Raw genomic sequence first — 25,253 nt, 5'->3', positions numbered from 1 at the left:
GTTGGGCTCGTTGGGCTCGTTGGGCTCGTTGGGCTCGTTGGGCTCGTTGGGCTCGTTGGGCTCGTTGGGCTCGTTGGGCTCGTTGGGCTCGTTGGGCTCGTTGGGCTCGTTGGGCTCGTTGGGCTCGTTGGGCTCGCGGTGCGTCTCTTTTGCGTCGGCACCCGCCGAGGGAGCGCAGGCAGTCGAGCTGTCCGGGCATGCCCGCCAACCTGCCCCCCCTGTTAAACCTGTCATATCTGCCAAACTCGCCATATCAAACCTTCAAAACCCACCATACCTGCCAAACCCACAAATCCACCCAATCCACCCAATCCACCAAATTCACCAAATTCACCAAATTAACCCAATCCACCCAATCCACCCAATCCACCATATCCACCATATCCACCATATCCACCATATCCACCATATCCACCATACTCACAAAACCCATCATACTCACTCACCAAACTTCCAAACCTCCACCTCCTCCAAACCTGCATCCGTACATCCTTTTGTGCCCCAAGTTCCCTTTTTAGAGCAAATTCCTGCAATCATACATCTTTCTCGACGCCGGGAACTAAATTAGAGCCGGAATGAATGAAAAGCCTGCAGCTGCGCAGGCTTTTCATTCGTTCTGGCGGCGCATCATCCAAAGCCTGCGCGGTTGCAGGTTTTGGATTGGCGCCTGTGCACGCGGCAGCTTGCCCATGCCAAGCTTGTCCATGCCCAGCTTGTCCATGCCCAGCTTGCCCATGCCAAGCTTGTCCATGCCCCGCTTGTCCTGCGCCAGTCTGCCCAAGCCAGACGGCAGCTTGCCCAGCCAGCTCATCGCGCCCCGTCCCGCCGCACGCCAAGCCGCCCTGCCGGCTCGTTCCCCGGACAGGACGGCTTAATTCGCAGCTTCGCTCATCGGTGCTTGCCGGCCGGCGGCCGGAGCGCGGCCAGCAGACGCGCCAGGCTCCCCCTGTACTTGCCAGCCATCGCTTCGAACTCCCGCACCGCCTCGGCCTGGTGGCGAACGGTGCCCATGCTGTCATGCCGCCGGTACTCGGTCAGCACCTCACTCAAATAAGTGGGCGCATAACCCGCCAATATCGCCCGCATCCACATATCGTAATCATGCGAATACAGCGCCCGCTCGTCGAAGCCGCCCAGCCGTTCGAACAGCGACTTGCGCAGCATGACCGTGCAGCCGTTGATGGCGTTGGCGCCGAGCAGCGAGCGGTAAAACTCGTACGGGCTGCCGTAGGCCAGCCGCACCGGCTTCGCACTCGGCTGGCCCGAGGCGTCGATGTAGCGAAAAGCGGTATGGCTGAACGCCGAACCGCTCCGCTCCATATGCGCGATCTGCCGCGCCAGCTTGCCGGGCAGCCAGCGGTCGTCCGAGCTGAGCCAGGCGACGTACTCGCCGCGCGCCAGCCGGAAGCCGTGGTTCAGCGCGCTTGCCGTGCCGCCGTTCGCCTTGCCGAGTACATGAATGCGGCCCCGGTACCGGTCGAGGCGCCACGCCTCGCGCGTCGATCCGTCGTCGACGACGATGATCTCGAGCCCATCGATGCGCTGAGCCAGCGCGCTCTCAATCGCCTCCCCGACATACGGATCGTTGTAAAAAGGAATGACTGCCGTCACCTTCGGCGTGTCCACGCTCAATTCGAAGCCCTCCTCCCCATACATATCGTCATCCGGTCAGCTGCGACCTGCCAGCCGCTCGCGCTCCGACTGAAGCGTATCCGCGATCGACCGCCCGAACGGAATCTCCGGCCGCCAGCCGAGGCCGCGGACGGCCCCCGCGCTTCGCGGCTGCGGCGACGGTGCGCCCGACGCGCCGATCTCCCAGCGCAGCGGTACAAGACTCGCCCTGTCGAAGGCGTCCTTGACCTCGCCGAGACTGCGCAGCGTGCCGGACTCCAGCGCATAGCCGACGCCCGGCTCCCCCTGCCGCAGCAGCAGCGCATAGGCCGCCGCGGCATCGCGCACGTCGAGGAAGTCCCGGCGTTCGTCCAGCGAGGACAGCCGGAACGGAGCGGGCAGCATACCTGATGCGGCAGGCGCGCCCGCATTCGGGGCACCCGCGACAGTCGCATCCGCACTCGCAGCGTCCGCGGCCGGCCCGCCCCCCGCCGCCGGCGGCGCAGCCCCGCCTGCGCAGCGCTGCTCGCAGGCGGCCGCCCAGCGCGCGATCTTGCCGCAGATGCCGGCGCTGCCGCCCGGCCCGATCAGATTGCAGGGCTCGGCGACGATCACCTGCTGGCCGTACCAGTGATGCCACGCGAGCGCGGCCGTGACCTGCAGCGCCTTGCTGAAGCCGTACGGATGCAGCGTGCGCGTCAGGTCTTCGCCGGGCCGCGGACTCAGCATGGAGCCGGCGACGACGATGCGGCAGCCCGCGATCGGACGGGCTGCCTCAAGCAGGTATACGGTGGACAGCAGATTGGCGGCGAGCGTGAGATCCGGCGCCCGCCACGATTCGTCCACCGCGTTGTGTCCCGCCAGATGCAGCACGGCATCGGGGCGGGCCCGCTCCAGCAGCGATCTGACGGCCGTTCTGTCCGTCAGGTCGCATACCAGCTCGCGCGATGCGCCCGCGATCGGGCGGCGCTCGCCGGCCCGCCCGGCGCGCGGAGACAGCACCGCCGTCACGTCCATGCCTTCGGCGGCCAGCCGCTCGCACGCATGCCGGCCGCTGAAGCCCGCGGCGCCCGTGACCAGCGCCCGCATCAATCCGCTTCGCCGTCCATCCATCGGCGCAGCTCGGCCAGCATCTGCGGATAGGCGGGCGGGCGGTGTCCGAAGCCGCTCTTCGTCGGCGCCAGCGTGCGATCGATCGCCGGCTCCGCCTCCGGGACGATGACGATGTCCCGCCGGTCGAATGCCTCGGCGAACAGGCCGAGCAATTCATGCTTGCTAACGGCTTCGGGCGCCGTCAGATGCACGATCCCGCCCGCCTCCGGATGCCCGATCGCCCATACCACCGCCTTGGCCAGCTCCAGCGTCGTTACCCCGTTCCAATGAACGTTGACATACCCCTGGACGCTGCCCGTGCTGCCGAGGAACCATTTGAGCAAGCCGATTCCGTGGCTCCGCAGCTCCGGTCCGATGATGGACGTGCGCAGCGTCAGGCAGGCCGGGTCGGCGATCTCGCCCAGCGCCTTGCTGCGCGCGTACACCGTCACGCCGTCGGGACGCTCCTCCTCGGCATACCCGCCGCGATCCCCGAGGAACACGCAGTCCGAGCTGATATGGATCAGCCGCGCCTCCTCGCGCTTGCACAGATGCCGCAGCCAGTGCGGCAGCAGTCCGTTGACGAGGTAGGCGTCCAGCGGATAATCCTCGGCCTGCCGGTTCAGGATGCCGACGGCGTTGACGACGATATCCGGCCGCACCTCGGCGACCAGATCGGCGACCTGCTCGAACCGCCGCACATCCAGCACGCGGACGTCCAGCGCCGGCCCCCGCCCGGCAGCGGCCGCGCCTTCGGCCCGGCTGCCGGAGGCGTCGGCCTGCACGCCGCCTCCGGCTCCGCATACCTGCCGCACGACCGGGATATCCCCGGCCGTGCGCACGGTTGCCGTCACCTCATGTCCTGCGCGCTTCAGCAGATACGCGGCGATGACATGCCCCGCCATCCCGCCGCCGCCCAGCACCAGCGTCCTCATTGCAGGAACCCCCCGCGCACGAGCATGCGCCGGATTTCCTCATGGTTCATAAGCCCCGTCCCGGAGCTGTAGCTGTGCAGCTCGGCGCGGGGATAGGACTCGTAATGCGCCTTGAGGCCTTCGAGCTCGAGCGTCGGCAGGATGACCAGATACTGGTCGTCGTATTCGACGGTGCTCTGGCTCTCGTATTCGGTCAGCAGAATCTCGTCGAGCTTTTCGCCGGGCCGCACGCCCGTCTCTACGATGTCCGCCGACTTGCCCATGGCGTTCATCAGCACCTCGGCCAGATCGACGATCCGGCAGGTCGGCATTTTCATGACGAAGATCTCGCCGCCCACGCTGACTTCCACCGCCTTGAACAGCAGAGTGATCGCGTCCTGCAGCGTGAGGAAAAACCGCGTCATATCCCGGTGCGTCAGGTTGACCTGGCCGCGATTGCGAATATGGTCCATGAACAAATGGATGACGCTGCCGTTCGTGCCCAGCACGTTGCCGCCGCGGACGCAGACGAACTTCGTATCCGACTTCAGCAGGTTCGCGTACACGATGAGCTTTTCGCCGATCGCCTTGGTCATGCCGTAAAAGTTGGAAGGATTCGCCGCCTTGTCGGTGGAGATGTTGATGACGCGATCCACTTTGTTCTCGATCGCCGCCTCGATCACGTTCTGCGTGCCGAGCACATTCGTCTTGAGCGCCTCGTACGGCTGAATCTCGCAGACGGGCACATGCTTGAGCGCCGCCAGATGGAACAGCATATCGACGCCCTGGCATGCCTTGGAGAGCGCCTCCCGGTCGCGCACGTCGCCGATAAAAAACGTAAGCCTGTCGTCCTCGAACTCGCGGCTCATCGCCACCTGGCTGGACTCGCTGCGCGAGTAAACGATGATCTCCTTCGGACCGAGCGCGAGCAGCTGACGCACCAGCTCGTGCCCCCACGAACCGGTGCCCCCGGTCACGAGGATGCGTTTGCCTTCATACATTCGATATCCCTCCAAGCACGTATTTGGCCACCTTGGCAGATACATTGCGGTCCCCATAGCCCTCCGGCAGCTGCCAGCCCGCGCCGAGGCGGATCATCGCCTCCGCGGATCTCGCGATGCTGCGCGCCTCGACGCCGGACACGATGTTGCTCCCGCAATCGACCGTCTCCGGCCGCTCCGTCGTTCGCCGCACCGTCACCGCCGGCACCTGGAAGATGCAGCACTCCTCCTGCACCGTACCGCTGTCCGTCAGCGCGCAGCGCGCGCTGCGCTCCAGCTGCACAAAATCAAAAAAGCCGAACGGCTCGTGAAATTCGAGCAGCGGGTGAATCAGCTCCGCCATGTCGGTCGTCAGGCGCGAGCGCGTACGCGGGTGCAGGCTGCAGATGAGCCGCAGCCCCTGCTGCTCGGCGACCATGCCGAGTCCGGTCACGATCTCCCGCAGCCGCGACGGATCGTCGACATTTTCCGCCCGGTGGATCGTGGCGAGCAGATAGCCGCCCGGCTGCAGCTGCAGCCGCTCGAGCGCATCGCTGGCATCGATATCCGGCTTGTAGTGCTCGAGCACCTCGAAGATCGGATTGCCCGTCTTGAAGATGCGGCCGACCGGGAAGCCCTCGCGCAGCAGGTTCTGCTTGCTGTTCTCCGTATAGGGAAGATTGGAGGTCGATACGGCGTCGATGATGCGGCGGTTTTTCTCCTCCGGCACGGCCAGGTCGAAGCAGCGGTTGCCCGCCTCCATATGCACGACCGGGAAGCCGAGCCGCTCGGCGAGCACCGCGCACAGCGCGCTGTTCGTATCGCCCAGCAGCAGCACGCGGTCCGGCCGCTCGCGCAGCAGCACCTCTTCGACGGCGCCGAACATCGCGGACAGTTGGCCCCCTACCGTCTCCTTGCGCGCTGTGATTTGGACGTCGGGCTGCCGCAGCGCCATTTCCTCGTAAAAAATATCGTTCAGCCTGGGCGAAAAGTTCTGTCCGGTATGCACGATCACGTGACGACTCGCGAGATCGTCCAGAAGGCGCGTGAGCAGGCTGAGCCGGATAATCTCCGGCCGCGTGCCCAGGATCGTGACGACGCGCATGCCATCATCTTCCTTTCCTTTTTCTGACTGATGCGGATCTCCGCCTGCGGCCTGCGCCGCGCTTGCCGTTGCTTCTGCGCGAGGCGCGGATGCGGCCTCTGCGAATTCTGCGCGTCCCGCGGGCTACGCGGATTCGCGCACGCCCCCGCCTGCGGCTCCGGCGGCGCACGATCCGGCGCCGCGCGCGTCTCGCCGGCGCGGACTCAAGCAGCGCCTCGCCGTCTGGGATCAGGTCGAGGACCAGATCGGAGACGGCGCGTACGTCCTCGAAGCGATAGCCGTGATCGCGCAGCGCCTTCGGCGAACCGAACGGACGCTTGCGGCCGTGCTGAATCAAGTACACGGTGCCGCCTCCGCCGCGCACGAGCCCTTCCTGCGGAATGTCGGGCAGCGGCGCTGCCGGCTGCTGCGAGGCGGGCGGCGGCAGGCGGCGCAGCCAGTGCCCGAGCGCCTCGCGGAACTGCCGGACGCTGAATCGCTCGGCCGCCATGCGCGCATTGTGCGCGCCGACCGACAGCCGCAGCGCCGGATCGCTCAGCAGCATGTGCAGCCGTTCGGTCAGCCCTTGCACATGCCCCGTCTGGGCGAGCCAGGCGCCGGCCTCCGCCCTCTCGAGAATCTCGCGCAGTCCGCCCGAAGCGAAGGCGATAACCGGCTTGCCGAACATCATCCCCTCGAGCGCAGTCATGCCGAAGCCTTCGGGCACGATGCTCGGCACGACGACCGCATCCATCGGCGCGTAGATCTCCTCGATGTTCTCCCGGAACTCCATCCATACGAAGCGGGCGCTGAGGTCCTGGCGCCAGATCAATTCCCGTACGGACTGCACGTACGCTTCGTCCACCGGCTTGCCGACGATCAACGCGCGCACGTCCGGATGCTGCCTCATCAGCGGCAGCATCGCATGCACGAATTCGAGCAGCCCTTTGTTCGGATAGATCGTGGCTGCGACGAATCCGGCCGCGAACGAATGGTCCTGGAGGCCGAGTCGTGCGCGCTGCCTCGCGCGAATCTCCGGCAGACGTTCCGGCGCATGTGCCAGCAGCTCGACATAGGGGCGCAGGACAGCCGTCTTGCCGCTCATATCCGCCGCCCGATAAGGCTCGAGCACACTGTCCGAGATGCCGACGATCAGGTCGCTATACAAGCTGACGATTGCAGCCGCCTGCGGACGATAGGGCGTCTGCCGCATCGTCTCCATGACCGACCAGACGGTCGGAATGCCGAGCGCCTTCGCCGCCATCGCGGGCATCGGATGCACAGTCGTATTCGTCCACACGTAGTCGGGCGATTCGCGGAGCAGCAGGAACACGAGCGGTTCCCAGGCCGGATGCGCCGGCAAGGCGCCGACCTCCGCGTCCACCTCGGGCAATGCGCTGAAAAGCGCCAGGCTGAGCGGCAGATCCATCTCGAGCGTGCCGATTCCGGCGCCGCGCGCCTGCCTCGCCAGCGCCCCTTCCTGCGGCACGACCAGCGAACAGTCGAAGTGTGCGGCAAGCTCGCGGATGAACAGCAAGAACAGCTTCTCGGCGCCCGTCATCACGTCGCTGCCGCTGAGATGGGAGAATAGTAGCAGCTTCGGTCTTCCGGCCACGCCCTCATCTCCTTTGCCAATAAGTCATGTCGGCACGTACGATGCCAGATCCAGCAGCTGCGACAGCCGCGACACATACGTATGGTCCCGCAGCGTCCGGTGCAGACCGTTAAGCGCGATCTGCCGCCGCTCCTCCTCGTGCGCAAGGTAATAATCGATCTTGTCGGCCATGTCCTGCGCGGATTCGTAGGTCACGATCTCGACGCCCGGCGTGTAAAACAAGGCCAGATCGTCCCTGTGGTCGCTCATCAGCAGCGTGCCGCAGGCCGCGATCTCGAAGGTGCGCGGATTCGGCGATACGGCCGGGATATTGTAAAGATTGCGATTGAAGGTGCTGTCGTCGTGCGCGCGATGAATGTTGATCACGATCTTGTGCGCATTGTACTGCTCCGCCGTCTCCGCCGGTCCCATCCATTTGCCGAGATCGATCCGGTCGCGCCATCGCGCATAGTCGGGCAACCGGTCCCACCAGAGGCCGGACAGCCTGAAGCTGCGGTGCGACAGACGCGGCAGCAGCGCCTCGAACAGCTGCACCCGGTTCCAGTAGGCGCTGCCGATGAAGCAGATGTCGCCCCTGACGGACATGCGCGGATTGCGCGGCCGGTAATCGGCCGGATGCACGCCGAGCGGCAGGTAGTGCACGTTGGCGCAGCCGCGCTCCTGGTAGAACGGCACGCAATTGCGCTCGAGCGTGAAGACGAGATCGTAGTGCGGCGCCAGATTCGCCGTCACCTCGGTGTAGTACGGATCGTCTGTGAACCAGATCGCGGTTCGGATCCCGATTCCCCGCAGCGCATCGATCGTAGCGACCGGGAAGTCCAATCCGTCCAGTACGAGCGCGAGCTGCGGGCGCTCCCGGGCGGCGGTGCCGACGATATCGTCCTTCGGCGTCAGCACGGTCAGCCTCGAAGCCAGCAGTCCGAGCGTCTGCGCGACCGCTTCATCGAGCGGACTGTAGGGGAAGCCTTTGCCCGAGGTAATGAAGAGCACATGCATATCACGCGTATAAAAAGGCACCCCCGACCGCTGCACGACCGACTCGCATTTCCCGTACCAGTAGCCGTGCTGCCAGCCCAGACTGAAGCCGTCTCCCGCCGGCCGCCTCCGTCTCCGCCTTCTTGCCGTCGTCGCGCTGCTCCGTCTGCGAATGCTGATCTTAGCCAAGCGGCGTTCCCTCCCCTGCGGGCTGCGTCGCGGGCGCCCCGAGTCCGATCGTATCGAGCAGGCGCGCCACCCGACCGATGAACGTATGCTCGGACCGCGTCCGCTTGTAGCCGCGGGCGGCTACCCGCAGCCGCTCCTCCTCGTTGCGCAGATAGTAATCGATCATCTCGACCAGCTCGCCCGGATTCCCGAACGACGCCATCTCCTGGCCGACCCTGTAGTACTCGGGCAGCTCCGGCCGCAGATCCGTCAGCTGCAGCGTGCCGCAGGAGGCGATCTCGAACGTCCGCGGATTGATCGAGTGCCCTTCCCAGTGCCGCGTATTTTTGTTGTCGCTGAGCGGCTCTGTCGTCCGGTGCATGTTGATGACGATCTTGGCGCCGTTGTAATACTTGACAGTCTCGGGCACCTCGATCCACCCGCTGCGCACGAACTTCGAGAGCTGCCCGTAATGGCTCATCCGGTCCCAGTGGCTGCCGGCGATGAGCACCTTTTTGTCCTTCAGATAATCGGCGATGCTGTCGAACAACTGGACACGGTTCCAGAAGGCGACCCCGATGAAGCAGATGTCCGTCCTGTATTCGTCCGTGACGGGCATCGGCTTGAACAGCCCCTGATGCGCCGCGAGCGGCAGGTGATGCACCTGCGCGCATCCGAGCTCCCCATATCGCGGCACACAGCTTCGTTCGTGCGTGAACACATAATCGTAGCTGGGCGCGATCTCGGCCGAATCCCCCGATACGTAAGGGTCGTCTACGAACCAGATCGCCGTCTTGATGCCAAGCCTGCGAATGCCTTCGACCTGTTCCTTCTGATCCGCCGGAAACGTATGAAGACCGTTCATCACCAGCATCGCGTCCGGCCGATGCAGCAGCGCGTAGGCCAGCATCTCCGCCTGCGGCGCCACGATCAGATGCACCGTCTCGGCCAGCGCGGCTTCGACGCCCTCGTCGATCGCGTCGAAGCCTTGCGGCACATACATCACGCGCCATGGTCGGCGCTGCACGGCTGCCTGCGGCGTATCCTCCTCGATCCGCCGGCAAGCGCCGAGCCTCCATCCCTCTAGCCAGCCTTGCTTGCGGCCATCCGCTGCGTTCGGCCCGGACCGCATTCGTCTGCGGCCCCGCCGGAATTTGTGCCCGCGCTTGTACGGCATGATCATCACCCGGATACAATATATGCGCCTCTCTCGGACAGGACGTGGACGCATATCCATCCGCAAGCGCCAATTCGGGGCATTCGGCCCCGGACAAGTCACCAGCGACGGCAGCGCATGCCGCGCTCGCAACAAAAAGACAGCCGCGAGCGGGTTTTCCTGCTCGCAGCTGCCTGCAAAAGTATCTATTGGATGCGGTGTACGTTGACATATTTTTTTACGGTATCCGAGACATGGACGACCACCGTCGCCTGCTTGACGACGCCGTTCGTATAGACTGCCGTGAAGACGAACGAATAATCGCCTTCAGGAAGCGCCTCGAGCGGGCTGCCGTATTCATCGGTGCCGATCCCGCCCTTCCACTCGATCGGCCGGCTTGAATTGACGGCTTTGAGCGCCGCCTTCAGCTTCGGCCCGGCTTCTGCCGTGACCGCCGCCGCCTTCGTGCCGGAAATGCCGGTGTCGGTAGCCGATGCCTCCAGCACGAAGCGTTCTCCCGCCCAGAACCAGTTCGCGGGACGCTCCTTGCCCGGATGATCCGAATTGTAGCGCTGCCGGTTTTCCTCCCATGCCTGTGTGTGCAGCACTCTTCCCGATACGCCGAGCGGTGCGACAGAGATCGTCTTGGCGACGACCACGGCCGGCGCCTTGCCGTCGCTGACCGAGAGCCGGACCTTCCATATGCCTGGCGTGTCCGCTGCGAACGTCGGACCTGCACCCGCGTACGGAGGCGCTCGCTGCTCGCGATATGTCCGCTTCGCGCCGGTCGGCGACTCCGTCTCGAAGCTGACGTCCAGCACGTCGCCATCCGGATCGGATACCGTCGGCACCAGCTTGATCTGATCGCCTTCCCATACAGGTGTCGGCGTCCAGGAGAAGTCTGCCGTCGGCGGCTTGTTCGTCTCGATTCTGAAAAAGCGCGGTCCTGCCCAGCCGCTCCAGCCATCCGAGCCGTCCATCCCGTCCGAAGCGCGGATGTACACATAGTAGGTCGTACCGTCCGCGAAGTCAGTAGGCGGCGTCCAGGAAAGAGCCGCTCCGGGCAGCTCTCCCGAATCCCGGTAAAACGTTCCGTCCGCTTTATAGAAGTGCAGCTGATATTGCTTTTCCTCGTCACCGTCCGCGTCGCTGTAAGTCCATTTCATCGTCGGTCGTAAAGTGTTGTACATCGTCGGCGCGGCCGCATTCGCGCTGGCCGGCTCCGTGATGTTTACGACAGGCTTGCGATTGACGATCGATACATTCCGCGACGTCTCCGCGTAGAGGCCAAAGCTGTTGATGACCACCTGCCGCACCTGGAACACGCCAAGCGTATTAAATTGCTTCGTCCAGCTCGTACGTACGTCGCTCTGCAGCGACTCAGGACCGCCTGTCGTCAAGTTCTGGATGTAGTAGGCATGCTCGACGTTCTCACGCGTGCCGTCCTGCGGATCGCTCGCCGTCGAATTGATCGTTACGTTCGTGAACCGGTATTGCGTCGTCGGCGCGATCGTAAATCCGGGATTCGGCGGCAGCGGTGCGGAGCCGCCGGCAACGATCGTCTGCGTCGCCCATTCCGACCAGGCATTGTACTCGTCGCGTACGGACAGCTCGATCACATAAGTGCCGCCGAACAGCTTCGTCGGCTTCTGCTCGATGTACGCCGTGCTGCCGGCCGCGCGGTACCGATACCGGTATTCCAGCACGCCGCGCGTTGTCTGATAATTGATGCCCGTAGCTTCGGTCGAATAGCTGCCGTTCGCCGGATTGTAGCGATCCGGATCGTAAGAAGCATCCGTATACGTAATCGTGCCATTGCCGTTCCAGGTCGCCCCGAAGTCTGCGATTGGACGACGATGCACCCGGATCGTTCCGGCAACTGCGTTCGAATCCTTCCGATAGCTGTTAAATGCACCGTCAGGATATCGATGCTCCGGTTGCGGATCATCCTTGGTCCGGTATGTGAAACTGTAATCCCCCGCCATACTGAACGTCGTGACCGGAGCCCCGAGCGTCTGTCCGCTAAACGAAGCGACGCCTTGCGGCTGGAGTAAGACGTACGGATTATGATTGTAGATCCAGGTATTGCCCGCCGTAAGCTGCGGATCGTTCTCTTCATCGTTGTATGAAAAGGAATAGTTCACCTGCTGTCCAACGAGCGCTATCCCCTCGATCTTGCCGTAAGCAGCCGGCACTGCTTCGACCGATGCGCCGAGGAACGAGACGTCCTGCTGGCTTCGATTGATAATACCAAACTTGCCGTCCGTCCATTGCGTTTCCATGATCGTCGCCTGCAGTATCCGGTTCACGTAGACGTCAAACGTATTGTCTCCCGGCACAATCTTCACATCATAGACCTGGTTCGCCACCATCGGATACCACTTGTTCCAGACGATACTCGCGCTGCCGTTCACCGTCTTCTTCACGCGCAGCTCATTGGCTTCCCATTCCACACTGTAGTAATTGCGATCATCCCGAATGCGGAAAGCGATACCGGTACCTCTCCCATCCGGCGCCGCCGCCTTCAGACTGGCTTTGAGTGTCTGATTCGCAGCTACCTGCTGTCCGGTAATGAGTGTAGGTGCAGACTCGCCCACATCGATCGTTTTCGGATAGCGAACTGCACCTGTCGTTTTTAACAAATATTGCACGTTGCCGTTGGCAATCGAATCGGCGTACTCGACCATAAATGCTTGGTCACCGACCGGCTCAATCCATGAAGGCACACGATTGCGCTCCATATCCGGCGTTACACCGCTGACGACGACAGAATAGTTGTTTGGATCGATAACGCTATAATGGACTTTGTAGGTGCCACCGCCCTTTATCCGAGCTATATTATCTGCACCCATAAGCGTGACGAGATTATCCGCCCCAACGAACATGTAATCGATATGGATCCTCGCATCCGTAAACGGAAACATACGCTTCAATAGTGTTCCGTTTTGATCAAACACGACAAGTGAGGTTTGTGCCTCGACATTGTATGTGGTATCCAAGCTGTCCTGAAACCATACATTCCCGTTTGCATCCATGCCGAGTGCTATAAAGTAATAGTGCATCTCGCTTTGAGGCAGCGCCTTTTTGGTGACAACTCCATTCGGTGCTACCTTCAGAATCACATTTTCTGTCGAACTATAATTGACGGCATTGCCGGCCGGGTCGAAGCCGAGCGGAATAAGCTGATTGTATTGCGCAATAGGACCGCCCATATACTGCATATTACGCGTGTTCAACAAGTAGACGGGCTGAAGATATCCTTGGTTTGCGAGCGCGTACCCGGTCTGTGATATATTTTTAAAAGCGCCGCGATTAGATATGGACGAACTATTAAACAGTAGATTGAGATTAAAATCGAACTTGTTGCCGCCAGCCTCTACGCCATCCGATAATCCAACCAATTGACTTTCGCCCGACATATTGCCTACGAAATTTGTAAGCCAACTATAGCTGGTCTGTGCAATAAGGTTGCCACTATCCCGGTCTAATGCTTGGATCCATATTTTGTAGGAGTCATTCCAATCGTTCATCTGCACATATAGCCGCCCATTGTGTATCAAGAGCCGCGTACTGGATATAGTGACGTAGTTAGCTCTGCTTATTTCACCTTCGATGTAAAACGCATTCGGCATTGCTTTGCTCCACTTCAGGTTAAAAGCTTTATCGAATGCGTATAGCGTGCCGGTCGACATACTGGGCCTGGTCGCAATATAAGTATACTTTTCGTCAGAAGCTCTACCTATGATCGGTCCGTCTATGGGGAGCCACATCTGCGAAAACGATGGGGCACTTTGCATGCTGGCGAAAGGCATTTGTACCGGGTTTTCTAAACCAAAAGTAGAATACGCTTCGAAATCATTCGTACCACGAATGAGCATTGTCCCGTTAGTCGTATATCTACCGCTATCTTCATAATTCCCGATCATTGACCGATGAGGGCTGGCGGCATTCGCCAGCGGCTTTAAAACTTTTGATTTGAGGACGCCATTCTCCAGCTTCCAAGAACTCTTGTCCCCGACGTTCCCGTTCGAGAGATTAAAAAATCGCCCATTGTTAAAAAGATCGGCCATCAATATCGGTGTCGGAGCAGATGGCTCTAAAACGTCCGACTCCGTTTTGACGTTGGCGACAGGAGCCAGGTTCGTCACATTCAGCGTCCGCTGCGCTTCCGGCTGGCTGTTTGTATTGCCGCAGCGTCCCCAATCCTCGCAGACCGTTTCCTGGAACAGATACTTGCCGACACGGCTTGGCGTGAATGTGTAGCTGTCCGCGTCACCGTTGCCATTCACGACAGTTTGCCAGGCGTCATTCGCGAATCCGTCATTGCCGGCGTCGTATTTCATTTCAATTTTGTGCGATACGATATTGTCGTAGTCCGGGCTATAAGCGCCGCTCTGGATCGTGACGCTGCCCAGCCGTGTGCCTTGCTCCGGAACGGCGAGCGTGTCGATCGGCGGCTGGTCCGGCAGGACATTCAGTTGCTTCGACGTGACGTCCGACCAATGATTTTCCTCGTCCTTGACCTTCAGCGTGATCGTCTCGGTGCCGGGTGTCATGTACTTGGTCTGCACGTTCGTCCAGAAGTAATCTACAATCTTGAGTCCGATCGAGCTATAGGATAGGGCCCCATTGTATGTCTCTGGCAGCGGCCGGCCCTCTATGACGGTGGATGGCCCCCTGATGACGGCCACGGGCTTGGAGTCAGCCACGTTCAGCGTCGCATATGCTGTATACGTCGCGCCCTTTAAGTCCTTGACGGTCAGCGCGACCTTATGCTGGCCGATCTCACCGGCTGTAACGTTGGAGTAGCCATTCTGCTTGATATTGCCTCCAAAGCTGTCCGGTACGGTCTTCAGCCAGTTCGTGCTGCCGGTGAAGTCCCAATGATCGACGTCCACCCAATCGTCCGGATAGTCTGGATCGCTCATGCTGGTGATGACCAGGTCCACCTTGCTGCCAACGCCCACAATGCTAACCGGTGTCGTCGTGCCCGGCTTCACCCAGGCGATCGTCGCTGTCGGCGGGTGATTCTGTCCTGGAGTTGGTGTCGGGGTTGGCGTAGGCGTCGTTCCCCCGCCGCCAGTACCTGCTCCCATCAGGTACAGCTCCTGTGGCCCAATCCAATCGCTGCCGCAGCTCGTGTTGATCTGCATGTATACGTCGTGCGAACCGCCCGCAGCCATGACGAACGGATACTTGGCCAGCGTGTACACATCGTCCGTTGTCTTGCTCGCGATCGCACTGCCGGTGTACACCTTGCCGTCACGCTCGATCCTGAACTTGATCGATTGGAACGTGCAGCTGCCGGTCGTCGTGATGTCCTTCGGATGGAGCTTGAACGTATCGCCGTATGTAAGCGTGGTGTCCGGTAGGATCTCGAAGTCACCGGAAAATCCAGGATTCGGCGTTGTCGTCGGCGGTTCGTAGTTGATCGTGATGCTGCCTTCGTAGGCGTAGGTGAGGGCTTCCCAATCGGTGTCGAAGGTCATGAGGTAGTTGCGTTGTTCGGATTTTCCGGAGCCGGTGCTGGTACGAACGTAGTCTATTCCTTCTTTAGCGTCGAGATTAAGACTACGCTTGGCAACTAACTTGCCTGTACCGCATTCTTTCCCTGGACCAACTTCCATTATCTGAATATTTCTATCATCTGTCCTGGCTCCGGTAATTTTCAAACTGCATGATGAGATCGCATTCCAAGGCACCCGTAAGCCGGATTTGGAGTTATTTAGATACATGTTCTCAACTGCGGGAACCTTGTAGGACGTCGATAGAGAGTCACCATTGCTGTAGCGCCAAGGCGAAATATCTGAAGCGTTATAAGTACCTCCATCTAAATTGGTCACTGTAGCCGGGATCTGTCCGGGACAATTTGATATACCTCCTGATATACATCCTGTTCCGGATACTGGAGAAAACTCAAAACGATAGAATCTGCCGTTTAATGGATGTGTGGCTCCGACCCTCCATCGTTTACCGTCAGAGGTCCTATCCACGTAGTAAGAGTGATAAGAGCCAGCTGAACCAAACACTTTCTCAGGCTTCCCTGCTAAACTCTTCAAGTCAATATATCCGCTTTTAATCGAAGTATCATTCGGGTTGCTAATCGTTTTGGTAGATCCATTAAACGTTAGCGAGTAACTAGTTACTTTTCGTCCTGAATAAGTTGGCACCTTAATATCAAGGGTCGGCGTTGCAAAGTAGTATATATTTTTCCCTGGCTGCACTCTTTGATTTGCAAATGCTCCGAAGTTAAGTTGTAGCGTCTGTGTGTTGGACGATGCAGCACTCGCAGAATTAGGAGCAACGGGCATAAAGTCTGTAAATAATGCCAGTAGCATCAGCAATGCTAAAAGCTTTCTCATGCAATCACTCCTTAATTATTGCGTTCGCCAAGCCAGATAAGCGTACCGCGATAAGTAATAAATAGAGGCATCTTCCGTTCAGGATACTTTTCTGCAATATTTTTACGAATAGAAACAAGGTACCAACCATTTACTTTCGTGATTTCATCAAGCCAGATCGTCGGTAAATGGGTAAAAACTTTTTCATCCGGATAAACCACACCGTAATTCCAATCTGAAATAGAAGGAATTATTTTTCCAGCGAAAATATTCCACATATTTCTTGCTTGTTCTTTCTTATTTTCCAACGTGAAATTATAGGCAATAATGTAATAGTCTTTAGTCAGCATGCCACCTTCAGTTTTCGATTCTAGACCTTTAAACTTACTCCGCATCGGAGACTTCGGGTCGTCCAGGTCAATGATAATCATCTTGTTCAGCGTCAGATCGACGCGCGGATCAAGATCAAGCAGCGACGGCAGCGCAACCGGCTTCACGCCCCAGGCTTCCTCCAGATTCGTTCCCTTGTACAAGATGGCCGCATTTTGCAGCGCATACTTGTCGGCTGTCAGCTTGCCGCCGCCCCGCACGGTCGCCAGGCGTTCGATGACCGTCACGGCCTCGGCCCGCGTCATCGTGCCTTTTTCGTTCAAGGTGCCGTCCGGCAGGCCGCCGATGAGTCCTGCGCTAACAGCTTTGTACAGCGCTTCGCCATCCGCCAGCTTCTTGCCGCGGACCGAATCGTCCGAGCCGCGCGTCAGCAGCTTGGCCATCTCGGTCCGGTTCATCTTGCCGTCCCAGCCGGCGCCGAGGTCGCTGTCCGCGAGCATGCCCGCATCCTTCAATGCAGCGATATACGGCGCGTACCACTTGGCTCCCGCCGCCGCAGCGTCTACCGGCAAATGCAGCGAGTCTGCCGCCATCTTCACGAATTCTGCGCGTGTAACTTCTTTGCCCGGTTTAAACGTGCCATCCGGATAGCCCTTGACGTAGCCCTTGTCGACCGCGGTCTCGATCGCGGCCTTGGCCCAATGCCCCGCAATGTCTTTAAGCGGCACCGTGAGGGCGACAAGGGCTTGTCCGCCCGATACTCCGCCTGGCTCGGATGCTCCGTATACGGATGCAGTCCGCAGCAAGGCCGCCGTTAAGATAACGGATACCCATACCAGCCTCGACGTCAGTCCCATTTTTTTCATCCATTCGATCTTCCGCAGCATTACAAATCCCCCGTTTCACGTATTTAGTTCATGTCCCACCAAAGCGTTATTTTGCTTTGTTTACACTTTTTTCCATAAAAAAGGGAAGCACGAGAGACGTCTTTTTCGTCTGCGGGTGCTTCCTCGCATCTAGATATCCTATTTTTGGATAGTATACATTCGTCCGGCAAATTTCGTCAATAGTCCATTTCTAACAATTCTATCTTGTGCGCACACTAAATTTGCTGATCGTAACCGAGCTGATGACCGTCCTCGAAGCCTTTGGCAAAACCGGCGTTGTAGCCTTCATTGTACGCCTGGTTGAAGCTGACTTCCCTAACCGCAGAGCTGCGTCGGCGCGTTCTCGTCCGACCGGCACGGCGCCGATTGGAGCCGACTGCCGTTCGTTTCGCTGCACCGACTCTCCGCTTGGCCCCGCTCTTCCTGCTTGTCGTCCGCCCGCTTCGAACGCGCTTTGCGCGTCTTTTCCGCAGCGCATGCACTGCCAATATGTCCATCCTGCTCCCCCCTGCACTCATCGCTTCAACCGTATACGAAGCTGCATATCGTCAAGTCAGGCATCCGCCAGCCGCAGCCGCTTCAACCTCGTCGGACGGCACCTGCAGGCTCCTGCACAACCGTTAACCGCACGGCTGCCGCCTGCAGCAGCCACGGCTCTGCCGGGACGCCCTCGCGGGGCGGGCGCCAGGAAATGCCCGCCACATTGTCCGCGATCGCCGCCTGCAGACCGGACAGCACGCGCACATGCTCGCGAAGCACTGCCGCGGCGGGGTTACCGGGAGCGTGCACCGCTGCGGCACCAGCGCCGGCTGCAAGCACCGCGTCTGCATCCGCGCAGGTTCCGCCCCCGCCGCCTGCACGCCTGCCCGCTGCGCCCAAGACGCCCAAGCCCGCCGCGCTCACATCGGCCGCGCTCTCCAGCAGCCGCGCCAGCGCCTCCTGGCTGCGCGCGATCGCCTTCAGCATCGCGAGCTTGGCTTCCCACTCCGCGTTCAGCCTGCTCATCCGTCAGAATCGCTGCCCCCGAAGCCGCCGAGCAATCCGGAGAGGCCGCCATCGTCCTCGTCTCCTCCCGGCGACAGGATCGTCTTCATGCTCCGGTTCATGCCCTGGCATAGCTTCGTCAGGCCCTCGATCAGCTCGACGTTCTGCTCGTGGAACTTGAGCGACGTTGACAGATTCGACGCATGATCCGGGATCGAATCGGTCGTCACATGCATGCACAGCCAGTTGCGCACCTTTTCCGCTTCGAAGGCTTTGGCTTCGAGGATCATCGCCATGTTCCACTGCATCTTGGCGATTGCGTTCAATGTATTGTAATAGGCTTCTTCTCTTGTCATCGCCCATTCTCCTTCCTTGCCCAAAAAGCCGTTATTCCTCGTCCGGTATGTTCGCCGCCTTCACGATCTGCTCGAGACTGTCCGCGAGCGCTTCGTGCATGTCGGCGAGTCCGACGACATAGGCGATGATGTTCTTGGTTACGTCCGAAGAGCCCTCCATCAAGCCGTCAAGACCGTTCAGCTCGGGATGATGATCCGGTATGGCCGTCACCATCTGGGACATGCGCACCGTCACCTGGCGCTTCGCCTCCAGAATACGCGCCATATGCTGATGGGAATGGGACAGATGGACCGCCACTTCGGTCAACAGGTTCTGCATGGATGCCCCACCGCCTCTGGTATAGTACATGCCGGTTGCCGACGTTTCATGCCTTCATCATCTTATGCTTACGCTGTCCGTTTGCCACAGGATCAGACCCTGTTCCGTCGGAAAGGAGATGCGCTCGCGTTGGCAGACGGCGAGTAGAAGCGGATACAGCGTGCCGGGAGCGGGGAATGCGCATCAAAAAAGCGAGCCGGTTGACCCGGCTCGCCCAGTCTGACCTACAGCGCCTGAAGCAGCTTCAGCGGCGCAATGATCGGGGGGCCCTGGCGCAAGCTTGCCAGCGCATCCGCCGGCACTTCCGCCAGCGGCTTGAGATGGAGATTCCAGCCTTTGAGCGCTGCCGGGCCGAGCACGCGCCGGATCGTGTCTCCCTCCAGATGGTAGGCGGTCCCGTCAGGCAGCAGCGCCACGCTGCAGCGCCGGCCGCCGACCGCGCCAGCACCTTCGCCGTTCCAGCGCGCGGCTGCCTCCTCCGCGGAGATCGGCGAGCCGACCGGCCATCGGCGAAGATCGATGCGGGAGACGCGCACGGCCGCGAAGGGCAGCACGCCCGTCACGAATCTGCGCTGCCCGTCCTCGATCCAATAGACGCTGGCATCGGCCGCCTGCACGGCGACACCGCTCGGGAACCATTCGTTCAGTCCGAGCGAGCCGTGCTCGCCGAGCCGCTCCTGCGCGGCGCCTCCGACGACCGCCCATTGCTGCCAGCCCCGCCATTTGTCCAGATAGTAGCGCTCGTTGGCCGAATGGATGCGGCTGAATCCGTCGCCGAGCGCCCGGATGCTCACGCTGCCGTAGTGATGGATGAACGTGTCTCCCGCGATCATGAGCCGCTGTCCGAGCAGCCGGACACGAATATTCAGATCGTCGTCCTCGAAGTTGCCCAGCTCGAAGCCTTCGTCCAGGTAGCCGATCCGCAGGAACAGCTCCCGGCGCATCATCACGCAAAAACCGACGAGTCGCTCGGTCTCCCGCCAGCGCGCCGGATCGGAGCGGTTGAAGTCCGCAGCGAACGACTGCATATCGTGAATATCCGTATAAGGCACGGCCATCTGCTGCTCGCCGCTGATGAAGTTCGTCATCGGCCCGACCAGCCCGATGTCCGGCTCGCTGTTCAGGCAGATCAGCAAATTGTCCAGCCAGTTCTCGGTGACGAGCGTATCGTTGTTGAGCAGCATCAGCGTCTGTCCCTTGGCCATCATCAGGCCGACGTTGCAGGCGCCCGCGAACCCGATGTTGCGCTCCAGGATGCGGAATCTGACCGCTCCGCCAAGCGAGCCGAGGTAGTCTGCAGTCCCGTCGGTGGAGCCGTTGTCTACGACGATGATCTCATAGGAAGGCTCCGTATGGCGGAAAATGCTGCTGATGCAGCGCCGCAGCAGATCGTGCTGATTGTAGGTAGGGATGATGATGCTGGTGCCCTCGAAAAGCGTATCGAAACTTTGCAGGCCCGCCTGAACGCCTTCCCGATAACCGTTGCCGTAGCCGGTCTGATAGCCATGTGCGCCGCTGGCCTTGGCCCTTCCGGCGGGCAATCCGGAAGCGCCCGCACGCCCTCGCCTGCCGGTCCGGCGCAGCCGCCTTCCGGCATCCGTTTGCGATTTTCCCATTCGATTCCCGCCTCCTCTCGCGGCGGCTCTTGCCTGCCGCTCATCCGACAGCGGGGGGCGATACCCCGCCGAGCCTGTCGGCCATATGTCCGAAGTCGATCGCCGCCTTGCCCGTGCGCGCCGCCAGCCGGACGCAGATCGGCACCGCCGCGATGCCCGCGGACACGAGCGCCAGATCGAACGGCACGGCCGCCGCCCGTTCGACCGCGCTGTCGTGGTCCGCGAAGCCGTTCACCGGCACGACCGTATGAACGACGTCGATGCCTTCGGCGCGCAGCGCGCGGGCCAGCGCCTCTGCGCTGTTGCCTACGAGCGTCACGCGCCTGCCTGACAGCAGCCGCATGAGCAGACCCGATTCGTGCAGCGCATAATTGATCGTCGAGCTCGTCATGCGCAGCGCTTCGGGCCGTACGCCGTTGCGCCTCAGCGCCTCGAACAGCAGCGGCTGATAGTTGGGCCGCCTCGACAGCGGCACGCCGACCGTCGTCGCCTCCCGCAGCGCGGCGGCAAGCGCGTCCCGCGCCGCGCCGTCCGGCGCATCGACGCCTGCATAGGACAGAAACGGACTCAGCCGCGCGATCTCCTCCGCCGGCCGCAGCGTATCCTGGGACAGCGTGAGCAGCTCGCCGTCTCCGAGCCGGACCAGGCTGTAAGCCCGGCCCGCCGTCAGCGCCTCCTCCAGCTCAGCGCAGATCTCCTCGGCGCCGAGCAGCCGGACGCTGCGCGCGAGCACATGCGGCACACCTGCGGCGATCGCCTCCGCCACCGTGATGTCGGGGACGATCCGGTCGCCCGGCAGCGCGGCCTCCAGCCAGCGCTCGCCGCCGTCGTACAGACCGTCCCGGTATCCCTCGTCGTAACCCGGGCGCTCGCGGTCCTTCTCTTGCCCGGCTTCGACGCTTCGGGACAAGCCGGCCTTGGGGCGCCTGCTTCTCCCTTTGGAGAGCGATGCGCCTCTTTTGCCGCGCCATCTGTTGCGCACTCCTGCCGGCCGCGCTTTTTTCCTCGCAGCTCCGCTTCGCGCCCGGCCCTGCCTTCTCACGGCAAGACGCCCTTCAGCTTCGCGGACGCTTCCTCAAGCGATTCGAACGTGCCCGCATCGGTCCACCAGCCGCTCAACTCGCGGTACGTCAGCTTGCCCGCATGGGCATAGGCGTTGTTCACATCCGTAATCTCCAGCTCGCCCCGCTGCGACGGCTGGATGCCGTCGATAATGTCGAATACGTCCGAGTGATACAGGTAGAGCCCCGTCACGCAATAGGAGGACGACGGCTGCGACGGCTTCTCCTCGATATGAACGATCTTGCCGCCGGCTTCATCCACTTCGGGCACGCCGTAGCGCTGCGGGTCGTCCACCGGGTAGATCAGCACCATCGCGCCGTCCTGCTGCCGGCCGAAGTCCTGGATATAGGGCGCTATGGACTGGGCAAACAAATTGTCGCCGAGCAGCACCGCGAACTTCTCGCCGGGAGCCAGCAGCGGTCTGGCTAGCTCGAGCGCCTGCGCGATGCCTCCTGCTTCCTCCTGCACCCGGTACACGATCGAGACCCCCCAGTCCCTCCCGCTGCCGAGCACCTCGACGAAGTCTCCGAGCGAGCTGCGGCTTGTGACCAGCACGATATCCCGTACCCCCGCTTCGCGGAGCCTCGCGATGCCGTAGCAGATCATCGGATACCTGCCCACCGGGAGCAGATGCTTGTTGGTCCAGTAAGTCAGCGGCTTCAGTCGCGTTCCCGAGCCCCCGGCCAATAGTACGGCTTTCAAGGCAACCCCTCCCTCAGATTAAGGCAAATGCGTTCATGCTCCACTTCTCTGCAAAAAAACGGCGGTCCGGCAACGCCGCATCGGACGGTCCGCCCGTCTGCGGCGACACGCTTAGCAGCGTGCTGCAGGGCGGTTCGCAGAGCGCGGCCGACGCGATATCCCGTTCACGGAACAGCTGCACGCCGCATCCGTGCAGCCTTGCCCTCAGCGCATAGTCGGCGAAGGCCCAGCTGCCGCTGCGAAACCTGGCATCCAGCAGTCCGACGCGCTCCATCGCCCGACGCGTCAGCGCGAGGCATGCGCCCGAGATGCCGGCGCCGGACGCGACGGTCCCGTCCGGGACGCCCTCTGCTTCATTCGGGTGCGCCGATGCGGGGGTCGCCGATGCGGAGGACACCGCCGCGACATCGCCGCTGCCGGCCGCTCCGATGCGAGAAGCCAGCAGGGAGAGCCAGCCCGGTCGAACCGGCGCATCCGCCGCCAACAGGACGATCTTGCCCGATGTGGCGAACCGCATCCCTTTGTTGCAGGCTTCCGCGAAGCCCGTCTCGCTCCCGATCGCGATGCAGGATACGCCGTTGCCCGCACACCAGGAGATCGTGTCGGCCGCTCTGCCTGCGGCGATCACGACCGGTTCAGGCCGAACTGCCGGCTCCGCGCGAACGGCCACCAGGACACGCTTCAGGTCGGACAGGATTTCAGCGCCCAATATGATGACAGTCGTCCGTTCCATCGGCTCCGCCCCCTATCGCCTTCCGGTTCCGGTTGCGGTCCGGGAACCGCAGCCGTGCTTCCCGCGTCGTCAGACAATCCCGCCACGCCGCCGCATGCATGCGCGCGGCAGCTTCGCTTGTTTCCTTTTCTCCCGCAGAGGGGACGCCGCCGCATACCGCTACGCGCAATCCCGCGAGCAGCGCCGCCGCCTGCGCTCTGGCCGGCATCGCCAGCGTCTCCGGCCCGATCGCGTCGAGCGCACGCCGCCTGAGCGCGTACGGCACGCTCCCGATCGCATTGGTCCGCAGCTCCGGCTTTCCGAGCGATACGTTGAGGAACTCCCGCAGCCAGGCTGCCTCGCTCCTGCGGTCGAACAGCCCTTCGCGAGCCGTCCGGTCGCTCAGGGCGACGTCCGCTTCGGCGTCCGCCGTCTGCAGCAGGAGGCCGAGCTGCCGGGCAGCGCACGGTCCGGCGCCGTCCGCGAACAGCACCGTGTCGGCGCCCGTCAGCCTGGCACCCGCGGCCCGCGCCGCATGGGGATCGGCATAGACGCCGGGCGCGTAGGCGGCTACGATGCGCGGACGGCGGAGCAGCGCCTCGGCCCACGGCTGCGGCGCCGCGTCGTCCAGCACGACGACGATCTCCTCGAGCGGCAGCAATGCCAGTTCGTCCAGCACGGCTGCCAGCCGCTCGGCGCCGGCCGCCGCATATACGACGGCCGACGCCGAGCCGTTCAGCAGCAACGGTTCGAACCGGACCTCCATACCGCAGCCCTGCCCGATGCCCGCCGCATAGGCCGAGCCGTACCGCTGCAGCCGTTGCCGCAGCGGCCTGCCCGCGTTCGCAAGCAGTCGATCGGCTCTGTCCCGCCACATCCGGTGCGCGTCGTCTCTCAGCTGCGCTTCGCTCCCCTCAGGATGAGCGGCACGCCAGGCGGCCCCGTCGGCCGCGCCTGCGCGCATCCAATGCGCGTTGTCCGGGCCGCCTGCCCGATCCTCGCGGCTGCGCATACGCGTGCCGGCATGAGCGCCCGCCGCGTTCGGCGGGTGAGTCCGCTTGTTGTGCCGCAGCGCCGCGGCGCGCGTCTTCGCCCGTGTGCCCGCTCTGCCGCGCGCACGGCGGCGAGCTAGTGAGGCCGCGGGTGAGTCCGTGCGCCTGCCGCCGCTCCTTGCGCCTGTGCCGGATTGTCCGGCCGATGTGCCTCGTCTCATGCGCCGTCACCTCCGCCGACTGCGGCCTGCGCCGGCGACTGGCCGCGCTCATCGCGTCTCAGCCACCAGCCGATCGCCTCGAGATGGTCGCCGATGATGAGCGGCTCGAGCGAGGCGACACGTTCGCGCTTCATCCGCATCCGATTGAGCGAGCCCACGTCGACATGCCGCACCCGCCTGACGCTCAGGCCGGCATGGAGCGCCTTGGTCATCGCGAGCGGCGGCACCGCCAGCGCCTCCGCGCCGACCGCGGACAGCGCGCGGCGGCTGATCGCATGAGGCACGGCCGTCATCGACGCGCCCTTGAGATCCGGCCTGCCGAGCAGCGCGTTCAGCGCATGCTTCGCCAGGATGACATGATGGACGACAGACTTGCTCCGCGGCCCCGAGTAATCATTGAGTGCGACATCCGTCCCCCGGGCGATCGCATCCGTGAACGGCCGCAGCCTGGCTGCGGGTATGACCATATCGGCATCGATGAACAAAAGCGCATCCCCGGCGGCTTCCCGCGCGCCGATGGCGCGCCCGACATCGTGTCCGAGCGGCCGATCGAATACGAGCACGCGCGCGCCGCTCGCTCTGGCGATCCCGAGAGAGCCGTCCGTCGAGCCGTTCAGCACGGCGATGACCTCCGTTCGCGGATGGATGCGAAAAGCCTCGCGGATGACGCGGGCCAGCGTCCGCCTCTCGTTCATCACCGGGATGATGACCGATACGGCCGGCGGGCGCCAGGGCGCCTCTCCGCAGGCGCCTGTCCCACGCGCAGCCGCGTCGCCGCTCTCGATCGCCGCGGGCCCGACGTTTGGAGGCCGCACCGCCGCGCTCCACCCGGATCGATGCCTCGCCCTCGCCCTCGCCTTGGCCGCGCTGCCAGGAACCGACCGCTTCCGGCGCGCAGCCGGCCGCATGCGCCCGGTTCGGGCGATTCTGCCGCTGCCGGTTCGTTCCTTCATCGAATCCCCTCCAGTCAGGCAGCAGTGTACAGGACATCTTATGTGCAACGTGTCCATCCGCAACGGCGCATGTACATGAGGCAGCAGCCCCTACACGCGCATACCGCACCTGCGGCCGACGACAAAGAGAGCAGGCACCGGATGAATTACCGGTACCTGCCCGCTAGACTTGATGTTGCGTTG

At 62.3% G+C, this 25,253-nt stretch carries 21 protein-coding genes; all 21 read right to left on the bottom strand.

The features are described 5' to 3' along the window. Positions 1 to 253: 253 nt before the first annotated feature. Positions 254 to 442 (bottom strand): hypothetical protein, encoded by a 189-nt coding sequence (locus tag VQ071_RS24390; RefSeq protein WP_340516858.1) that lies wholly within the window; start codon positions 440 to 442, stop codon positions 254 to 256. Between the two features lie 165 nt (positions 443 to 607). Next, positions 608 to 811, bottom strand: coding sequence for a hypothetical protein (locus VQ071_RS24385; protein WP_340516857.1), 204 nt, complete (start codon positions 809 to 811; stop codon positions 608 to 610). 77 nt (positions 812 to 888) lie between these two features. Then, the gene (locus VQ071_RS24380) at positions 889 to 1,626 is read right to left on the bottom strand and encodes a glycosyltransferase family 2 protein (RefSeq protein ID WP_340516862.1); all 738 of its coding nucleotides are present in this window, start codon (positions 1,624 to 1,626) and stop codon (positions 889 to 891) included. A 42-nt stretch (positions 1,627 to 1,668) separates the two neighbouring features. Then, positions 1,669 to 2,724 carry an NAD-dependent epimerase/dehydratase family protein gene (locus VQ071_RS24375; protein WP_340516856.1) on the bottom strand — a complete coding sequence of 352 codons (1,056 nt, stop codon included), beginning with the start codon at positions 2,722 to 2,724 and terminating at the stop codon, positions 1,669 to 1,671. After that, positions 2,700 to 3,638 carry a dTDP-4-dehydrorhamnose reductase family protein gene (locus VQ071_RS24370; protein WP_340516855.1) on the bottom strand — a complete coding sequence of 313 codons (939 nt, stop codon included), beginning with the start codon at positions 3,636 to 3,638 and terminating at the stop codon, positions 2,700 to 2,702. The genes VQ071_RS24375 and VQ071_RS24370 overlap by 25 nt, the downstream gene beginning before the upstream one ends. Continuing rightward, positions 3,635 to 4,618: an SDR family NAD(P)-dependent oxidoreductase gene (locus VQ071_RS24365; RefSeq protein WP_340516854.1), complete on the bottom strand. Its 984-nt coding sequence runs from the start codon at positions 4,616 to 4,618 to the stop codon at positions 3,635 to 3,637. Before VQ071_RS24365 ends, VQ071_RS24370 begins: the two co-directional genes overlap by 4 nt. Continuing rightward, on the bottom strand, positions 4,611 to 5,702 hold the full coding sequence (gene wecB / locus VQ071_RS24360; RefSeq protein ID WP_340516853.1) for a non-hydrolyzing UDP-N-acetylglucosamine 2-epimerase: 1,092 nt from the start codon (positions 5,700 to 5,702) through the stop codon (positions 4,611 to 4,613). Before wecB ends, VQ071_RS24365 begins: the two co-directional genes overlap by 8 nt. A gap of 4 nt (positions 5,703 to 5,706) precedes the next feature. Then, a complete protein-coding gene (locus VQ071_RS24355; protein ID WP_340516851.1) occupies positions 5,707 to 7,296 on the bottom strand; it encodes a glycosyltransferase family 4 protein in 1,590 nt (529 codons plus the stop codon). Between the two features lie 24 nt (positions 7,297 to 7,320). Beyond that, positions 7,321 to 8,460 carry a CgeB family protein gene (locus VQ071_RS24350; protein WP_340516850.1) on the bottom strand — a complete coding sequence of 380 codons (1,140 nt, stop codon included), beginning with the start codon at positions 8,458 to 8,460 and terminating at the stop codon, positions 7,321 to 7,323. Further along, positions 8,453 to 9,571 carry a CgeB family protein gene (locus VQ071_RS24345; RefSeq protein WP_340516849.1) on the bottom strand — a complete coding sequence of 373 codons (1,119 nt, stop codon included), beginning with the start codon at positions 9,569 to 9,571 and terminating at the stop codon, positions 8,453 to 8,455. The genes VQ071_RS24350 and VQ071_RS24345 overlap by 8 nt, the downstream gene beginning before the upstream one ends. Before the next feature lie 230 nt (positions 9,572 to 9,801). Then, positions 9,802 to 15,084 carry a hypothetical protein gene (locus VQ071_RS24340; protein ID WP_340516847.1) on the bottom strand — a complete coding sequence of 1,761 codons (5,283 nt, stop codon included), beginning with the start codon at positions 15,082 to 15,084 and terminating at the stop codon, positions 9,802 to 9,804. An 884-nt stretch (positions 15,085 to 15,968) separates the two neighbouring features. Continuing rightward, positions 15,969 to 17,153, bottom strand: coding sequence for an S-layer homology domain-containing protein (locus VQ071_RS24335; RefSeq protein ID WP_340516845.1), 1,185 nt, complete (start codon positions 17,151 to 17,153; stop codon positions 15,969 to 15,971). 579 nt (positions 17,154 to 17,732) lie between these two features. After that, the gene (locus VQ071_RS24330; RefSeq protein WP_340516844.1) at positions 17,733 to 18,158 is read right to left on the bottom strand and encodes a hypothetical protein; all 426 of its coding nucleotides are present in this window, start codon (positions 18,156 to 18,158) and stop codon (positions 17,733 to 17,735) included. Next, positions 18,155 to 18,493: a restriction endonuclease subunit S gene (locus VQ071_RS24325; RefSeq protein WP_340516843.1), complete on the bottom strand. Its 339-nt coding sequence runs from the start codon at positions 18,491 to 18,493 to the stop codon at positions 18,155 to 18,157. Before VQ071_RS24325 ends, VQ071_RS24330 begins: the two co-directional genes overlap by 4 nt. A gap of 31 nt (positions 18,494 to 18,524) precedes the next feature. After that, positions 18,525 to 18,812, bottom strand: coding sequence for a nucleoside-diphosphate sugar epimerase (locus tag VQ071_RS24320; protein ID WP_340516842.1), 288 nt, complete (start codon positions 18,810 to 18,812; stop codon positions 18,525 to 18,527). Between the two features lie 224 nt (positions 18,813 to 19,036). Further along, entirely contained in the window at positions 19,037 to 20,428 is a 1,392-nt protein-coding gene (locus VQ071_RS24315; RefSeq protein ID WP_340516841.1) for a glycosyltransferase family 2 protein, read from the bottom strand. A gap of 40 nt (positions 20,429 to 20,468) precedes the next feature. Then, positions 20,469 to 21,410: a GT-D fold domain-containing protein gene (locus VQ071_RS24310; RefSeq protein WP_340516839.1), complete on the bottom strand. Its 942-nt coding sequence runs from the start codon at positions 21,408 to 21,410 to the stop codon at positions 20,469 to 20,471. A 56-nt stretch (positions 21,411 to 21,466) separates the two neighbouring features. Next, entirely contained in the window at positions 21,467 to 22,192 is a 726-nt protein-coding gene (locus tag VQ071_RS24305; RefSeq protein WP_340516838.1) for a sugar phosphate nucleotidyltransferase, read from the bottom strand. A gap of 13 nt (positions 22,193 to 22,205) precedes the next feature. Further along, on the bottom strand, positions 22,206 to 22,925 hold the full coding sequence (locus VQ071_RS24300; protein WP_340516837.1) for a glycosyltransferase family 2 protein: 720 nt from the start codon (positions 22,923 to 22,925) through the stop codon (positions 22,206 to 22,208). After that, a complete protein-coding gene (locus tag VQ071_RS24295; protein ID WP_340516836.1) occupies positions 22,891 to 24,117 on the bottom strand; it encodes a hypothetical protein in 1,227 nt (408 codons plus the stop codon). Before VQ071_RS24295 ends, VQ071_RS24300 begins: the two co-directional genes overlap by 35 nt. Continuing rightward, on the bottom strand, positions 24,114 to 25,070 hold the full coding sequence (locus VQ071_RS24290; RefSeq protein WP_340516835.1) for a glycosyltransferase family 2 protein: 957 nt from the start codon (positions 25,068 to 25,070) through the stop codon (positions 24,114 to 24,116). The genes VQ071_RS24295 and VQ071_RS24290 overlap by 4 nt, the downstream gene beginning before the upstream one ends. Between the last annotated feature and the right edge of the window lie 183 nt (positions 25,071 to 25,253).

This window comes from Cohnella sp. 56, assembly GCF_037963805.1.
Classification (GTDB): Bacteria; Bacillota; Bacilli; order Paenibacillales; family Paenibacillaceae; genus Cohnella.
Note: the sequence above shows the minus strand (reverse complement) of the source record. Positions and strands in the feature narration are given on the sequence as shown.

Coding starts and splice junctions, on each gene's coding strand:
- VQ071_RS24375 (WP_340516856.1), bottom strand. CDS start 2,724: ATGGATGGACGGCGAAGCGGATTGATGCGGGCGCTGGTCACGGGCGCC.
- VQ071_RS24295 (WP_340516836.1), bottom strand. CDS start 24,117: ATGAGACGAGGCACATCGGCCGGACAATCCGGCACAGGCGCAAGGAGC.
- VQ071_RS24335 (WP_340516845.1), bottom strand. CDS start 17,153: ATGCTGCGGAAGATCGAATGGATGAAAAAAATGGGACTGACGTCGAGG.
- VQ071_RS24340 (WP_340516847.1), bottom strand. CDS start 15,084: ATGACCTTCGACACCGATTGGGAAGCCCTCACCTACGCCTACGAAGGC.
- VQ071_RS24370 (WP_340516855.1), bottom strand. CDS start 3,638: ATGAGGACGCTGGTGCTGGGCGGCGGCGGGATGGCGGGGCATGTCATC.
- VQ071_RS24385 (WP_340516857.1), bottom strand. CDS start 811: ATGAGCTGGCTGGGCAAGCTGCCGTCTGGCTTGGGCAGACTGGCGCAG.
- VQ071_RS24300 (WP_340516837.1), bottom strand. CDS start 22,925: ATGGAACGGACGACTGTCATCATATTGGGCGCTGAAATCCTGTCCGAC.
- wecB (WP_340516853.1), bottom strand. CDS start 5,702: ATGCGCGTCGTCACGATCCTGGGCACGCGGCCGGAGATTATCCGGCTC.
- VQ071_RS24290 (WP_340516835.1), bottom strand. CDS start 25,070: ATGAAGGAACGAACCGGCAGCGGCAGAATCGCCCGAACCGGGCGCATG.
- VQ071_RS24365 (WP_340516854.1), bottom strand. CDS start 4,618: ATGTATGAAGGCAAACGCATCCTCGTGACCGGGGGCACCGGTTCGTGG.
- VQ071_RS24330 (WP_340516844.1), bottom strand. CDS start 18,158: ATGAGCAGGCTGAACGCGGAGTGGGAAGCCAAGCTCGCGATGCTGAAG.
- VQ071_RS24325 (WP_340516843.1), bottom strand. CDS start 18,493: ATGACAAGAGAAGAAGCCTATTACAATACATTGAACGCAATCGCCAAG.
- VQ071_RS24320 (WP_340516842.1), bottom strand. CDS start 18,812: ATGCAGAACCTGTTGACCGAAGTGGCGGTCCATCTGTCCCATTCCCAT.
- VQ071_RS24315 (WP_340516841.1), bottom strand. CDS start 20,428: ATGGGAAAATCGCAAACGGATGCCGGAAGGCGGCTGCGCCGGACCGGC.
- VQ071_RS24345 (WP_340516849.1), bottom strand. CDS start 9,571: ATGCGGTCCGGGCCGAACGCAGCGGATGGCCGCAAGCAAGGCTGGCTA.